This is a genomic window from Methylobacterium gregans (assembly GCF_022179245.1).
Lineage (GTDB): Bacteria > Pseudomonadota > Alphaproteobacteria > Rhizobiales > Beijerinckiaceae > Methylobacterium > Methylobacterium gregans.
In genome coordinates this window covers 1-13,418 of record NZ_BPQM01000114.1, presented here as the reverse complement: position 1 = coordinate 13,418, position 13,418 = coordinate 1, and the positions used below count along the sequence as shown (strand labels likewise).

Genomic DNA, 13,418 nt, shown 5'->3' with positions numbered 1-13,418 from the left:
GCGGCGGCACCAGCTCCTCCTCCGTCGGCACCGGCGGCTCGTCGGCCGGTTCGGGCAGCGGCTCGTCCTCGACGCTGGGCACGGGCGGCTCCTCGGCCGGCAAGGGCACGAGCGGCTCCTCGGTCGGCACGGGCGGCTCGTCGGCCGGGATGTCCGACGGCGCCGGCAAGTCGGGCAGCGCGCCCGGCCGTGACAAGAGCGGTCCGGGCAACTCCGAGAACGCCCCGGGTCACAACAAGCGCTGAGCCGGAATCGGGTTCAAGCACTGGGCGCGGTCCAGCAGGATCGCGCCCTCCTTGCTTTCGAGGAGACTGGACCATGGTTCGCCTGATCATGCCGCTTCTCGGCGGCGCCCTCGTCCTCGCCGCCGCCGCCGCAAGCCACGCCCAGACCAGCACCGTCACGACGGGCCCGAACGGGGTCTCGGGCTCGACCACCGTGACGACCGGCCCGAACGGCAAGCCGTGCAAGGTCGTGCACGCCGATGACGCGAAGACGTCCGGCACCCTGTCGAGCTCGGTCACGGCCGGCCCGGGCGGCGTAAGCAGCTCGACCACGGGCGGCCCCTCCGTGACCACGAGGTCCGGCACCGGATCGACCAGCAGCTCGGCCGCTAGTTCGAGCTCCGGCGGCACCACCATGACGACCACCGGCGATGGCGACTGCATCGTCACTGTTCCCAAGGGCACGAAGTGAGGCTGACATGATGGCCAGGTTGATTGCTCCCATCGCCGCCCTCTCGCTCCTCGTCATCCCGGCAGCCGTGCAGGCCCAGGCCGGGGGGAGCGCCACCGGGGGCACCGCCGGCTCGGCCGCGGCCGGTGGCACCTCCGCCTCGACCGTTGGAACCGGGGGGACCTCGACCGGCGCGAACGGATCGACCGGCTCGTCCCTCGCCACCGGCGGGAGCGCGGCGGGCGGCAAGACCATGGATCGCTCGCACGTCAACGAGACCGGAAACGGTGGGCTCAACGGGCAGTCCAAGGCGATGGCCCACGACGGTGGCACCTTCTCGAAGTCGCATACGAAGACGAAGGTCCGGGACGGCGAGAGCGTCGAGTCCCGCACGAAGACCATGTCGCACGAACCCGGCTCCAAGCCGGTCAAGTCGACCACCACGACCGGCTCGACCACCGGCCAGTAAGCGCGCGAAGCCGCTGTGAGGGATCCGCCGCGGCGGTCCCTCCCCGGCGCGGTGCGTGCGGGACGGAGGACGCCCTTTTGCGGGCCCTTCGCAGGGCCGGGCGGATCGCGTTCCGCCCCTGTCGCCGCCCCTGTCGCCGGCCCTAGCGCAGCACCCGCGAGAGCCGGCACCACTGGCCCTTGTCGGCCGGCAGGCCGAAGCGCAGCAGGTCCGGCCGGTCGGCGAAGCGCCGCACGTAGATCCCGGCCGCGCCGAGGCGGTCGTACAGGCCGGGCGCGTCGGGGAAGCGGGCGAGCCGGAACAGGCAGGTGCCGCCGACGACCGCGCCGCCGGCCCGCGCGAGCATCCGGTCGAGCCGGGCGGCATCGGCGGCCCGCGCCGCGGCGGCCTCCGCGCGCCACGCCCGGTCGGCCAGCGCCGCCCGGCCGATCGCGAGCGCCGGCCCCGAGACCGCCCAGGGCCCGAGCGCCGCGGCGATCCCGCGCGCCGTCTCCGGCACCGCGAGCGCGAAGCCGAGACGGAGCCCCGCGAGGCCGTAGGTCTTGCCGAAGGAGCGCAGCACCACGAGCCCCGGCTCAAGTGCGCCCGCGAGGCTCGGCGCGGGCTCCAGGTCGCCGAAGGCCTCGTCCACCACGAGCAGCCCACCGCGCCGGCCGAGATCCCGCGCCAGAGCCAGCAGTTCGTCGCCCGCGAGGACGCGCCCGTCTGGGTTGTTCGGGTTGACCGCGACGACGATCGCCGCGTCGCCCACCGCGGTCAATTCCGGGACCGAGACCACCGCGTGGCCGCCGCGGGCCCAGGCGGCGGCGTGCTCCGCATAGGTCGGTCCGATCACCGCGACGCGGGCGGGCGGGGACAGGCGCGGAAGGGTCTCGATCAGGATCTGCGTGCCGGGCGCGGGCACCACGTGATCCGGGTCCGGCGCGCCGTAGGCCTCGGCCGCCGCCGCCCGGAGCGCCGCCGCGTCCGCCGCCGCGGGCAGGCGCTGCCACAGGCTGGCCTCGAGCGCCGGGCACGGATAGGGAACCGGGTTGATCCCCGTCGAGAGGTCGATCCAGGGCTCGGGCGCCTCCGGGAAGAGCGCGCGCGCCGCCCCCAGATCGCCGCCATGCGCCACCGGCGCGCTCGCGACCCTGCCGGAACCTCGATGTCCTGGACCCCGCTCGCTCATCCGCCCGCCACGTTCGCCGTCCTGGCCCTGGCGCTGGCGATCGAGGCCGCCGCCGGCTACCCGGACGCGCTCTACAGGGCGCTCGGGCACCCTGTCACGTGGATCGGCCGCCTCATCGCGGCGCTGGACCGGGGTCTGAACCGCGGCACCTCCGGACGCCGCCGCGCTATGGGCGTGCTGGCGCTTGTCGTCCTGCTCGGCACGGTCGGGGCGGCGGCGCTCGCCCTGACGGCTCTGGCCGGCCTCGCCGGGTCCTATGGCGGCCTTCTCCTGCTCGCCCTCCTCTGCGCGAGCCTGCCCGCGCAGCGCAGCCTGCACGACCACGTCGCGGCGGTCGCCCGCGCCCTGCGGAACGAGGGGTTGGCGGGCGGGCGGCGCGCCGTGTCGATGATCGTCGGGCGCGACCCCGAGACCCTCGACGAGGCCGCGATCTGCCGGGCCGCGATCGAGAGCCTCGCCGAGAACTTCTCCGACGGGATCGTGGCGCCGGCCGTCTGGATCGGCCTCGGGGGCCTGCCGGGGGGCGCGCTCTACAAGGCGGTCAACACCGCCGACAGCATGATCGGCCATCGCACGCCGCGCCACGAGGCTTTCGGCTGGGCGGCCGCGCGGCTCGACGACCTCGTGAACCTCCCGGCCTCGCGGCTGACCGCCGGGCTGATCGTGGCCGCGGCGGGGCTGCAGGGGCTCCGTGGCGGTGCCGGCGCTCGGAGCGCAGGGGGGCTGCCCTCCGCCCGCCACGCGCTCGCGGCCGTGCGGCGCGACGCGCGAAAGCACCGCTCGCCCAATGCCGGCTGGCCCGAGGCCGCGATGGCGGGCGCGCTGGGGCTCGCGCTCGCGGGGCCGCGCGTCTACGGCGGCACCGTGGTGGCGGATGCCTGGATGGGCGACGGACGGTCCGCGGCAGCCCCGGCGGATATCGAGCGGGCCCTCGCGCTCTACCGCACGGCCTGCGCGCTGCTCTGGGGGCTCGCCCTCGCGGCCGCGGGGGGCGGGTTCCTGCTCTGAGGCTGGATCCCGGCCCGGAAAGGGGCCCCTCTCCCCGCGCGGGCAAAGGGGATGCGGCGACGTCAGACCGTGCGCGGTGCCACCGCGTCGATCACAGCTCCGCGGCGGGCGGCGTCGCGGCGGAGCGCGGACAGCACCACGAACATCAGGCAGGCGCCGAGCCCGAGGCAGGCCGCCAGGAAGTACATCGGCGCGAGGTCGCTGCCGCTGCGGTCGCGGATGAGGGGCACCGCGTTCTGCGCGATGAAGCCGCCGAGATTGCCCACCGAGTTGATCGCCGCGATTCCGGCCGCAGCGCTCGCGCCCTTGAGGAAGGTCGGCGGCAGGGACCAGAACACCGGCTGCGCCGAGAACACCCCGGCCGCCGCCACGCACAGGCAGGCGAATTTCAGGGCGGAGCCCGGCAGCACTACGCTCAGAACCAGGGCGGCGGCCGCCACCAGCCCCGGCACCACCACGTGCCAGAGCTGGTCGCCGGTCCGGGCCGCGCGCCGCGGCACCCACCAGAGCGCGAGGGCGGTGACGATCCACGGCACGATGTTGATGAAGCCGTTGGCGGTGTTCGAGGCCCCGAAGCCCTTCACCACCGTCGGCAGCCAGTAGCTCAACCCGTAGGCCGCGAGCGGGAAGGCGATGTAGACCGAGGCCAGCATCCAGACCCGCCGGTCGAGCAGCGCCGCGAACGGGTTGTGATGCTCCACCTGCCCCCCGTTCTCGCGCTCGAAGGCGAGCTGGCGGGAGAGCCACGCCTTCCCCTCCGGCGCCAGCCAGGGCGCCCGGTCCGGCCCGTCCGGCAGGATGCGCAGCACCACGACGGTGAGGATCAGGGCCGGCAGGCCGGTGGCCACGAAGACCCACTGCCACCCTTTCAGGCCGAGGAGCCCGTCGAGATCGAGCAGCGCGCCGCCGATCGCCGCGCCGACCGCGTTGGCGAAGGCGCTCGCGATCATGAACCAGCCGATCATCCGGGCGCGATGCGCCTGCGGGAACCACAGGGTCAGCGCGAAGAGCACGCCCGGGAAGAAGCCCGCCTCCGCCACGCCCAGCAGGAAGCGCAGCGCGTAGAACATCGTTACGTTCTGGGTGAAGCCGAGCAGGACCGTGATCAGCCCCCAGGTGAACATGATGCGGGCGAACCAGCGACGCGCGCCGACCCGCTCCAGGATCACGTTGGCCGGCACCTCGAACAGGAAGTAGCCGAGGAAGAACAGCGACGCGCCGAGGCCGTAGACGCTCTCGCTGAGGCCGAGATCTCCGACCATCTGGAGCTTGGCGTAGGAGATGTTCTGCCGGTCGATATAGGCGATGAGGTACATCAGCCCGAGCAGCGGCATCAGCCGCAGGGTCACCGTGCGGACGGTGTCGTGCGCGAGGCGCGCGTCGACCTGAGGCGGCTCCGGCGTCATGTCGTCCTCCCCCGCCCCGGAACGGGCCGGGGACTTGAGGTTCAGGTTAGGGCGCCGGTTCTAGCGGGCCAGCGCCAGCAGGCGCCCCAGATCGACATGCGCCGCGAGATGTCCGGCGAGCGCGTCGAGCGCCGCGTCGACGCCGGCCTCGTAGGCGACGCCCCCGGCCTCCGCCCCGAGGCGGGCGAGCCAGGCGGCGCGCTGCCGGTCGTCGGCGAAGAGGCCGTGCAGGTAGGTGCCGCAGACGCGGCCGTCGCCCGAGACCGCCCCGTCGAGGCGCCCGTCGGCGAGCCTGAGGAGCGGCCGGGCCGTGTCCGGCCCGGAGGTCGCGCCGATATGCATCTCGTAGCCCGCGAAGGGCAGGCCGTCCGCGAGGCTGGTGCCGGTCACCGCCTCCAGACACTTCTCCGGCGTCATCACGGTCTCGACGTCGAGGAGGCCGAGCCCCGGCACGGTGCGGGGCGGGCCCTCGATCCCGTGCGGGTCGGACAGGGTGCGGCCGAGCATCTGGTAGCCGCCGCAGAGCCCGAGCACCCGGCCGCCCCGGCGCAGATGCGCCCGGATGTCGATGTCCCAGCCCTCTTCGCGCAGGGCGTCGAGGTCGTCGATCGTGGTCTTGGAGCCCGGCAGCAGCACGAGCGCCGCGTCGCCCGGGATCGGCTCGCCCGGCCGCACCAGGACCACCGCGACGCCGGGCTCCGCCCGCAGCGGGTCGAGATCGTCGAAATTGGCGATGCGGGGCAGCACCGGCACGGCGATCTTCACCCCCGTGTTACCGGGCTCCGAGCCCGCGAGTCCCAGCACGTCCTCGGCCGGGAGCCGGGCCGCGGCCGGCAGATGCGGCACGAGCCCCAGGGCCTCCCAGCCGGTGTGTTCGGCGATGAGGCGCATGCCGTCCGCGAACAGGCTCGGGTCGCCGCGGAAGCGGTTGACCAGGAAGCCCCGGATCATCGCGGCGTCGCCCGGCTCGATCACCGCCTTGGTGCCGACGAGGCTCGCGATCACCCCGCCCCGGTCGATGTCGCCGACGAGGATGACCGGCGTGTCGGTGGCGCGGGCGAAGCCCATATTGGCGATGTCGCCGGCCCGCAGGTTCACCTCCGAGGCCGAGCCCGCGCCCTCGACCAGCACGAGATCGGCCTCCGAGCGCAGCCGCGCGAAGCTGTCGAGCACCGCCCGCATCAGGCGCGGCTTCCAGGCCTGGTAGTCGCGCGCCTTGACGGTCGCGAGCATGCGGCCCTGCACCACGACCTGGGAGCCGACCTCGCTCTGGGGTTTGAGCAGGACCGGGTTCATGTGAACGGAGGGCGCGACGCCGGCGGCCCGGGCCTGCAGGGCCTGGGCACGGCCGATCTCGCCCCCGTCGGCGGTGACGGCGGCGTTGTTCGACATATTCTGCGGCTTGAACGGCCGCACCCGCAGGCCCTGCCGCGCGTAGGCGCGCGCGAGCCCGGCCACGATCAGCGACTTGCCGACATCCGAGCCGGTGCCCTGGATCATCAGGGCACGGGTCATGCGCGCGTGACCATCAGAACTCGATCCCCTCCTGCGCCTTCACGCCCGCCGCGAAATGGTGCTTCACGCTGCCCATCTCCGTGACGAGGTCGGCGGCCTCGATCAGGGCGGGCTTGGCGTTGCGGCCCGTCACGACGACGTGGAGGTCCGGCCGGCGAGCCTGGAGCGTTGCGACCACCTCGGCAAGGTCGAGATAGTCGTAGCGCAGCGCGATGTTGAGCTCGTCGAGGACGAGCAGGCGGATCGTCGGGTCGGCCATCAGCGCCTCGGCCCGCGCCCAGGCGTGGCGGCAGGCGGCGATGTCGCGGGCCTTGTCCTGAGTCTCCCAGGTGAAGCCCTCGCCCAGCGTGTGCCAGGAGACTTGTGTGCCGAAGGCCTGGATCGCGTGGCGCTCACCGGTGTCCCAGCCGCCCTTGATGAACTGCACGCAGGCCACGCGCCAGCCGCGTCCGAGGGCGCGCAGCATCAGCCCGAGCGCCGCCGTCGTCTTGCCCTTGCCTGGGCCGGTGTTGACGATGAGCAGGCCCTTCTCGACCGTCTTCTCCGCCACCTCGGCGTCCTGCACGGCCTTGCGCTTGGCCATCTTCTCGCGGTGGCGCTCGGCGTCTGCGGCCTCGTCGCTCATGGCTGGGCTCCGGGTTTCAACACGGTTTCACGGTCATCGGCAGCCCCGCCACCATGAAGACGACGCGGTCGGCCTCGGCCGCGAGGCGCTGATGCAGGCGGCCGGCCTCGTCGCGGAACCGGCGGGCGAGCGCGTTGTCCGGCACGATGCCGAGGCCGACCTCGTTGCCGACCAGCACCACCGGCCCCGGCGCCGCCGCGCAGGCGGCGAGGAGCGCCGCGCCCGCCGCCGCCACGTCGGCCTCGGCGAGGATCAGGTTGGTGAGCCAGAGCGTCAGGCAATCGACCAGCACCGGGCCGTTCGCCTCCGCAACCGCCGCGGGCAGGTCCATCGGCACGTCGCGGGTGATCCAGCCGCCCGAGCGCCGCGCCCGGTGCAGGGCGATGCGCTCGCGCATCTCGTCGTCCCACGCCTGCGCGGTGGCGAGGTAGAGCCAGGGCGCCGGATGCGCCTCGATCAGCGCTTCCGCGTAGGCGCTCTTGCCCGAGCGCGCGCCGCCGAGCACCAGGGTCATCCGGGAAGCGGCCTGAAGCATCCGGCTCCTTTGCCCGCCGCGGCGCCGGCCGTCAAAGCCCGGAGGTCCGCGATCCTGCGGGGATCCTGTCCGAAAGTCCGACGCGGACGCGTTGTGCCTGTCGTCCCGGCAGGCTATGAGCGAGGATGGACGGTGCCCCCTCGGGGGGTGAAAAGGGAATGCGGTGAGAGGGGCGACCCTCGATTCCGCGGCTGCCCCCGCAACTGTGAGCGGCGAGTTCCTGCCACCAGCCACCGGGTGTTCCGGGAAGGCGGCAGGCGCGAGGATCCGCGAGCCAGGAGACCTGCCGTCCGCCCGTGTTTCCTCGAACGCCGCCGGTGGGGCGGCCGGAGATTTGTCGCGATGACCACTCAGGTTCAGACCCTCGGCGCCACCCGCACGAACGAGCGCCTCGGCGCCGTGGTGCTCGCCGCCTTCTTCGGCCTCGGCCTCGTCTTCATGGCGGGCTTCGCCCCGGCCCAGGCGCTGCACAACGCCGCGCACGACTTTCGTCACACGCAGAACTTCCCCTGCCACTGACCGCCTGAAGCCACCCGCTTCATGATTCTCCGGCTCCTGTCGGCGGCGCTCGCCGCCGGCTTCCTCGCGGCCGTGGTCGCGACCGGCCTCCAGGTCGCCCTCACCTCCCCGCTGATCATCGAGGCCGAGCGCTACGAGAGCGGCACGGCGCACAGCGCCGCGCTGCCGCTCGTGCCCGCGCGCTTCGAGGGCGCCCTTCTGCACCTCGCCCATGGCGGTGAATCGCACGACCACGGTGCCCCCGCCTGGCAGCCCGGCGAGGGCCTGCCGCGCATCCTCTTCACGGGCCTCGCCACGCTCGTCGGCGGCGTCGGCTACGCGCTGCTGCTCGGCGCCGTGATGCTGGCGCTCGGACGCGACCCGACCCCGGAACGGGCGCTCGCCTTCGCGGTGGCGGGCTTCGTCAGCGTGGGCCTGGCGCCCGCGCTCGGCCTGCCGCCGGAGCTGCCCGGCAGCGAGGCCGCGCCCCTCGCCACCCGGCAGGCGTGGTGGCTGATGACCGCGCTCGCCACCGGCATGGGGCTCTACCTCATCGCGATCCGCCGGGCCGCGGTGACGATCCTCGGCGGCCTCGTGCTGATCGTGGCCCCCCACATCGCCGGGGCGCCCGAGGTGGCGGCCGCGAAGTCCGAGCTGCCGGCCGGGCTCGCCGCGCAGTTCGCGGCCCGCTCGCTCGCGGTCGGCTTCGTGTTCTGGGCGGTGATCGGCCTGAGCTTCGGCTGGGCCTGGCAGGTCTTCGGACGGGAGCGGCCAGCCCGTGCCTGACGACACGATCCTCTACGTCTGCACCACCTGCCGCGCTGCCGACGACGCACCGGACGGCCCCCGCGGCGGCGCGCGCCTGCTCGACGCGCTCCGCGCCGAGCTCGACCTGCGCCCGGACGCCGCGCTCCGGATCGAGCCGGTCGAGTGCCTCTCGGTCTGCAAGCGGCCCTGCACGGTCGCGGTCGCGAGCGCCGACCGCTGGACCTACATCTACGGCGACCTCGACCCGGTCGCGTCCGCCCGCACCATCCTCGACGGCCTCGAGCGCTACGCCGGGACGCCTGACGGCATCGTGCCCTGGCGCGAGCGGCCGGAGGCCTTCCGCAAAGGCGTCGTCGCCCGCATCCCCCCGTTTCCCGCAGCCAAAGCGGGCTGAAGGTTTCCCGTCATGACCATCGTCCAGAAGGTGCCCTGCACCATCGTCACCGGCTTCCTCGGGGCCGGCAAGACCACCCTGGTGCGCCACGTGGTCGAGAACGCGGGCGGGCGCCGCCTCGCCATCCTCGTCAACGAGTTCGGCGATGTCGGCTTCGACAAGTCGTTCCTGGCCGCCTGCGGTGTCGAGGGCTGCACCGAGGACGCGATCGTCGAGCTGCCGAACGGCTGCATCTGCTGCACGGTCGCCGACGACTTCGTGCCGGCCATGACCGCCCTCCTCGACCGGGCCGAGCCGCCGGAGCACATCCTGATCGAGACCTCGGGCCTCGCCCTGCCCAAGCCCCTGGTCCAGGCCTTCCAGTGGCCGGCCATCCGCTCGCGCGTCACGGTCGATGGCGTGGTCGCGGTGGTGGACGGACCCGCGGTCGCCTCCGGCGCCTTCGCGGAGGATCCCGACGCACTGGCCGAGCAGCGCGCCGCGGACGCGGCGGTCGATCACGACAACCCGCTGGAGGAGGTGTTCGAGGACCAGCTCCTCTGCGCCGACCTCGTGGTGCTCAACAAGTCCGACCTGATCGACGCCGAGACCCGGGCGCGCGTGCGCGCCGAGGTCGAGGGGCACCTGCCCCGCGCCGTGAAGGTGGTGGAGACCGAGCGCGGCGCGATCGACCCGCGGGTGCTCCTCGGCCTCGGGGCCGCGGCCGAGGACGACCTCGACGCCCGCCCCTCGCATCACGGCGCGGGCGAGGATCACGACCACGACGATTTCGAGACCGTGGCGCTCGCCGTGCAGCCGACCGCGACGCCGGGCGACCTCGCCGCGCGCGTCGAGCGGGCGGCCGAGACCGCGGGCGTGCTGCGCATCAAGGGCTTCGCCGAGGTCTCGGGCAAGCCGATGCGCCTCGTGGTGCAGGGCGTCGGCCGGCGCGTGAGCCACCATTTCGACCGGCCCTGGCGCGCGGGCGAGGCCCGCGACGGCACGCTCGTGGTGATCGGCTTGAAAGGCTTCGACCGGGACGCGGTCGCGGCCGCGCTCGCCGGATGAGCGCCCGCGCAGCGGGCGACCGCCTCGAGACCTGAGGAGGCGCGCACGATGCACCTCGTCCGCATCGACACGGTCTCCCTCGACGAGGGCGAGGCGGCGGTGGATCTGGGCCAGGCGCCCGGCGAGATCGTCGTCCTCTCCTTCACCGACACGGACCTCGCCGGCATCGCCGAGGCCGCCGCCGCCGAGCCCGACCTGCCGAGCCTGCGGCTCGCCAAGCTGGCGCGGCTGCGCCACCCGATGTCGGTCGACCTCTACGTCGATTCCGTCGTGGCCCGGGCCCGGATCGTGGTGATCCGCTGCCTCGGCGGGCTCGATTACTGGCGCTACGGCATCGAACGCTGCGCCGCCGCGGCCCGGGCGAACGGGGTGCGCCTCGTCCTGCTGCCCGGCGACGACCGGCCGGATCCGCGGCTGGACGCCCACGCCACCGCGCCGGAGCTCGGCCCCGACCTCGACGCCTATTTCCGCGCGGGCGGGCGGGACAACCTGCGGCAGATGCTGCGGCGGCTCGCCGCCGAGATCGGCCGGGAGCTTGGCTACGCGCCGCCGTGCCCTCTGCCCCGGGGCTTCCCGTGCTGCCCGGGCTGCGGCCCGGTTCCGCTGGAGCGGGCGCTGGCCGTCGGCGCCGCGCCGCTGGCCGAGGGCACCGCGCACGCGCTCGTCCTGATCTACCGATCGGCGGCGCTGGGCGGCGACCGAGCGCCCGCCGCCGCCCTGACGACCGCGCTCAGTGCCCGCGGCATCGGCACGCTCGTCCTCGCGGTCTCCAGCCTGAAGGATCCGGAGGCGGTCGCGGCCGTGCGCGCGGCGATCGCGGCGCGCAAGCCCGATCTCATCATCGCCGCCACCGCCTTCGCGGCCCGCGAGGATGCGGGCTTCGTGCTCGACGCGGCCGATTGCCCGGTGCTGCAGGCCTACACGCTCGGCTCCCCCTGCGAGGCCTGGGCGGCCTCGGCCCGGGGCATGAACGCCGCAGACCTCGCCATGCAGGTGGCGCTTCCCGAGTTCGACGGGCGGCTCGGCGGCTTCCCGATCTCCCACAAGGAGGAGGCGCCGGAGGTCGAGGGCCATATCGAGCGCCGCGCCGTGCCCTACGCCCCCGGCATCGCGGCGCTGGCGGACCGCGCCGGCGCGTGGCTGCGCCTCGCGCGGACGAAGCGGGCGGACCGGCGGATCGCGCTGGTGCTCTCGGATTATCCGGCCCGCGGCGGCCGGGCCGGCTTCGCGGTCGGCCTCGACACGCCGGAGAGCGCGCGGGCGATCGCGGCGGATCTCGGCGCGGCCGGCTACGCCGTGGGCGACCTGCCGGACGGTGGGGCGCTGATGCGGGCGCTGACGGCGGGCGAGCCGGGCTTTGCGGTGAGCCTCGCGGATTACCGGGCGTGGCTCGCAGGGCTGCCGGACGAGGCGCAGGCCGAACTGACGGAGCGCTGGGGCGCCCCGGAGGCCGACCCCGCCTGCCGGGACGGTGCGTTCCGATTCCGGGCCGTCGCCACGGCTTTCCCTCCCCCCTCTGCGGGGGAGGGTGGCCCCTGCGTCAGCAGGGGTCGGGAGAGGGGAGCGACGATGAAGGACGGGGCTTCGCCCTGCATGCAGCGCGCGCCCCTTCCTGAAGCCGGGTTCCCCTCTCCCCCCCTGCTCCGCAGGGTACCCTCCCCCGCAGAGGGGGGAGGGAGAGGTGTGCTCGGCGTTTTCCTCCAGCCCGACCGGGGCCGCGCCCGCGACCGCAAGGCCGGCTACCACGACCCCGACGAGCCGCCGACGCACGCCTACCTCGCCTTCCATCTCGGCCTGCGGCAGCGCTTCGACGCCCTGGTCCATCTCGGCACGCACGGCACCACCGAGTGGCTGCCCGGCAAGGCGGTCGCCCTCGGGCCCGCCTGCTGGCCGGCACGCGCGGTCGGTGCGCTGCCGGTGATCTACCCCTTCATCGTGGACGATCCGGGCGAGGCGGCGCCCTTGAAGCGCCGCCTCGGCGGCATCGCGCTCGGCCACCTCACCCCCGAGATCCAGCGCGGCGGCCGCGACCCGCAGACCATGCGGCTGCGCGAGCAGGTGGAGGAGTACGCCTCCGCCAGCGTCCTCGACCCGCGCCGGGCCGACCTCATCGCCCGCGCGATCCTCGACGAGGCGGACGGGCTCGGCCTCCTCGCGGGCGCCGGGATCGAGCCGGGTGCGCCGATGCCGGAGGCGCTGGCCGCGCTCGACGCGCATCTCTGCGACCTCGGCGAGACCGCCTTTCGCGACGGGCTCCACGTCTTCGGCCGCGCCCCCCCTGAGGCCGCACCCGCACGCCGGGCGAGCGCCGAGGCCGAGCGAACGGCGCTGCTGGCGGCCCTCGACGGGCGCTTCGTCGCGCCCGGCCCCTCGGGCTCGCCCACGCGCGGCCGCGCCGACGTGCTGCCGACGGGGCGCAACCTCACCACCCTCGACCCGCGCGCCATCCCGACCCGCGCCGCCGCGACGCTCGGCGCCCGGGCCGCCGAGGCCGTGGTGACCCGCTACCTGCAGGACGAGGGCGCCTACCCTGAGCGCGTGGTGATGGACCTCTGGGCCTCGCCGACGCTGCGCACCGGCGGCGAGGACGTGGCGCACGCCCTCCACCTGATGGGCGCGCGCCCGCTCTGGGACCACGCCTCGACCCGGGTGACCGGCTTCGAGGTGCTGCCGCCGGCGCTCCTCGGCCGGCCGCGCATCGACGTGACGGTGCGGGTCTCCGGCGCCTTCCGCGACACCTTCCCAGACACGCTCGCCCTGATCGACCGCGCCGCCCGCGCGGTGGCGCTGCGCGAGGAGCCCGACGAGGAGAACCCGCTCGCCGCCGCCCGCCGCCGCGGCGAGGATCCGGCCCGGGTCTTCGGCGCCGCGCCCGGCCGCTACGGCGCGGGCGCGGCAGAGACGGCGCTCGACGGTGCCTGGACGAGCCGCGGCGATCTCGGCCGGGCCTATCTGGCGGCCAGCGACCACGCCTACGGCGACGCGGCCGGCGCCTCGGACGGCTTCGCCGCGCGGGTGGCGGCGGCCGACGCCTATCTCCACGCCTTCGACGTGGCCGAGCGCGACCTCCTCGACGGGGACGCCGCCGCCGACGCCATGGGCGGCCTCTCCGCCGCGGCGGCGCTCACGGGCGCCGCGCCCGCCCTCTACAGCCTCGACGTCTCCGACCCCGAGCGCCCGAAGGCGCGCACGGCCCGCGAGGACGTCGCCCGGCTGGTCCGCGGCCGCCTCGCCGACCCCGCCTGGATCGCCGGCCAGCTCCGCCACGGCTACCGGGGGGCACAGGAACTGGCGCAGGGGCTCGACG

The 13,418-nt window shown here is 74.8% G+C and carries 13 protein-coding genes, 1 pseudogene and 1 riboswitch; of the genes and pseudogenes, 9 read left to right on the top strand and 5 right to left on the bottom strand.

All coding sequences use genetic code 11. The annotated features are described in order from the left end of the window. The 3 genes and pseudogenes from MFF54_RS20745 to MFF54_RS20735 all read left to right on the top strand — a co-directional run. Positions 1 to 245: pseudogene (locus tag MFF54_RS20745) on the top strand (hypothetical protein); the annotation flags it as partial. Between the two features lie 73 nt (positions 246 to 318). Then, a complete protein-coding gene (locus MFF54_RS20740) occupies positions 319 to 696 on the top strand; it encodes a glycosyl hydrolase (RefSeq protein WP_238305677.1) in 378 nt (125 codons plus the stop codon). A gap of 7 nt (positions 697 to 703) precedes the next feature. Next, a complete protein-coding gene (locus MFF54_RS20735) occupies positions 704 to 1,144 on the top strand; it encodes a hypothetical protein (RefSeq protein WP_238305671.1) in 441 nt (146 codons plus the stop codon). A 142-nt stretch (positions 1,145 to 1,286) separates the two neighbouring features. Here MFF54_RS20735 and cobD read toward each other — a convergent pair whose 3' ends face one another. After that, a complete protein-coding gene (gene cobD / locus MFF54_RS20730; RefSeq protein WP_238305668.1) occupies positions 1,287 to 2,315 on the bottom strand; it encodes a threonine-phosphate decarboxylase CobD in 1,029 nt (342 codons plus the stop codon). Here cobD and cbiB point away from each other — a divergent pair. Further along, complete coding sequence (cbiB, locus tag MFF54_RS20725; protein ID WP_238305655.1) at positions 2,292 to 3,323, top strand: adenosylcobinamide-phosphate synthase CbiB; 1,032 nt, start codon at positions 2,292 to 2,294, stop codon at positions 3,321 to 3,323. The genes cobD and cbiB overlap by 24 nt on opposite strands. Before the next feature lie 62 nt (positions 3,324 to 3,385). Here the strand turns inward: cbiB and MFF54_RS20720 are convergent, their stop codons facing one another. From MFF54_RS20720 to cobU, 4 genes are read right to left on the bottom strand one after another with little or no spacing between them, the layout of a single operon-like run. Further along, on the bottom strand, positions 3,386 to 4,729 hold the full coding sequence (locus MFF54_RS20720) for an MFS transporter (protein ID WP_238305643.1): 1,344 nt from the start codon (positions 4,727 to 4,729) through the stop codon (positions 3,386 to 3,388). Positions 4,730 to 4,789: 60 nt separating this feature from the next. Further along, positions 4,790 to 6,244 (bottom strand): cobyric acid synthase, encoded by a 1,455-nt coding sequence (locus MFF54_RS20715; protein WP_238305639.1) that lies wholly within the window; start codon positions 6,242 to 6,244, stop codon positions 4,790 to 4,792. A 13-nt stretch (positions 6,245 to 6,257) separates the two neighbouring features. Then, the gene (gene cobO, locus MFF54_RS20710; RefSeq protein ID WP_238305637.1) at positions 6,258 to 6,869 is read right to left on the bottom strand and encodes a cob(I)yrinic acid a,c-diamide adenosyltransferase; all 612 of its coding nucleotides are present in this window, start codon (positions 6,867 to 6,869) and stop codon (positions 6,258 to 6,260) included. A gap of 16 nt (positions 6,870 to 6,885) precedes the next feature. Then, the gene (gene cobU, locus MFF54_RS20705) at positions 6,886 to 7,404 is read right to left on the bottom strand and encodes a bifunctional adenosylcobinamide kinase/adenosylcobinamide-phosphate guanylyltransferase (RefSeq protein ID WP_238305632.1); all 519 of its coding nucleotides are present in this window, start codon (positions 7,402 to 7,404) and stop codon (positions 6,886 to 6,888) included. 113 nt (positions 7,405 to 7,517) lie between these two features. Further along, a riboswitch (cobalamin riboswitch) is annotated at positions 7,518 to 7,709 on the top strand. 37 nt (positions 7,710 to 7,746) lie between these two features. On the opposite strand from cobU, the gene MFF54_RS20700 reads away from it, so the two are divergent. The 5 genes from MFF54_RS20700 to cobN form a co-directional block, all read left to right on the top strand. Then, a complete protein-coding gene (locus MFF54_RS20700; RefSeq protein WP_238305630.1) occupies positions 7,747 to 7,923 on the top strand; it encodes a CbtB domain-containing protein in 177 nt (58 codons plus the stop codon). 21 nt (positions 7,924 to 7,944) lie between these two features. Next, entirely contained in the window at positions 7,945 to 8,688 is a 744-nt protein-coding gene (locus MFF54_RS20695) for a CbtA family protein (RefSeq protein WP_238305629.1), read from the top strand. Then, on the top strand, positions 8,681 to 9,064 hold the full coding sequence (locus MFF54_RS20690; protein WP_238305627.1) for a DUF1636 family protein: 384 nt from the start codon (positions 8,681 to 8,683) through the stop codon (positions 9,062 to 9,064). The genes MFF54_RS20695 and MFF54_RS20690 overlap by 8 nt, the downstream gene beginning before the upstream one ends. A gap of 12 nt (positions 9,065 to 9,076) precedes the next feature. Further along, entirely contained in the window at positions 9,077 to 10,111 is a 1,035-nt protein-coding gene (gene cobW, locus MFF54_RS20685) for a cobalamin biosynthesis protein CobW (RefSeq protein ID WP_238305625.1), read from the top strand. 48 nt (positions 10,112 to 10,159) lie between these two features. After that, positions 10,160 to 13,418, top strand: a 3,259-nt coding sequence (gene cobN / locus MFF54_RS20680; protein WP_238305599.1) for a cobaltochelatase subunit CobN, incomplete at its 3' end; no start/stop codon positions are given.

What these genes read in the sequence shown, in the direction of transcription:
- cobD (WP_238305668.1), bottom strand. Translation starts at nt 2,315, where the DNA reads ATGAGCGAGCGGGGTCCAGGACATCGAGGTTCCGGCAGGGTCGCGAGC.
- cobU (WP_238305632.1), bottom strand. Translation starts at nt 7,404, where the DNA reads ATGCTTCAGGCCGCTTCCCGGATGACCCTGGTGCTCGGCGGCGCGCGC.
- MFF54_RS20740 (WP_238305677.1), top strand. Translation starts at nt 319, where the DNA reads ATGGTTCGCCTGATCATGCCGCTTCTCGGCGGCGCCCTCGTCCTCGCC.
- MFF54_RS20695 (WP_238305629.1), top strand. Translation starts at nt 7,945, where the DNA reads ATGATTCTCCGGCTCCTGTCGGCGGCGCTCGCCGCCGGCTTCCTCGCG.
- cobO (WP_238305637.1), bottom strand. Translation starts at nt 6,869, where the DNA reads ATGAGCGACGAGGCCGCAGACGCCGAGCGCCACCGCGAGAAGATGGCC.
- MFF54_RS20700 (WP_238305630.1), top strand. Translation starts at nt 7,747, where the DNA reads ATGACCACTCAGGTTCAGACCCTCGGCGCCACCCGCACGAACGAGCGC.
- cobW (WP_238305625.1), top strand. Translation starts at nt 9,077, where the DNA reads ATGACCATCGTCCAGAAGGTGCCCTGCACCATCGTCACCGGCTTCCTC.
- cbiB (WP_238305655.1), top strand. Translation starts at nt 2,292, where the DNA reads ATGTCCTGGACCCCGCTCGCTCATCCGCCCGCCACGTTCGCCGTCCTG.
- MFF54_RS20735 (WP_238305671.1), top strand. Translation starts at nt 704, where the DNA reads ATGATGGCCAGGTTGATTGCTCCCATCGCCGCCCTCTCGCTCCTCGTC.
- MFF54_RS20715 (WP_238305639.1), bottom strand. Translation starts at nt 6,244, where the DNA reads ATGACCCGTGCCCTGATGATCCAGGGCACCGGCTCGGATGTCGGCAAG.
- MFF54_RS20720 (WP_238305643.1), bottom strand. Translation starts at nt 4,729, where the DNA reads ATGACGCCGGAGCCGCCTCAGGTCGACGCGCGCCTCGCGCACGACACC.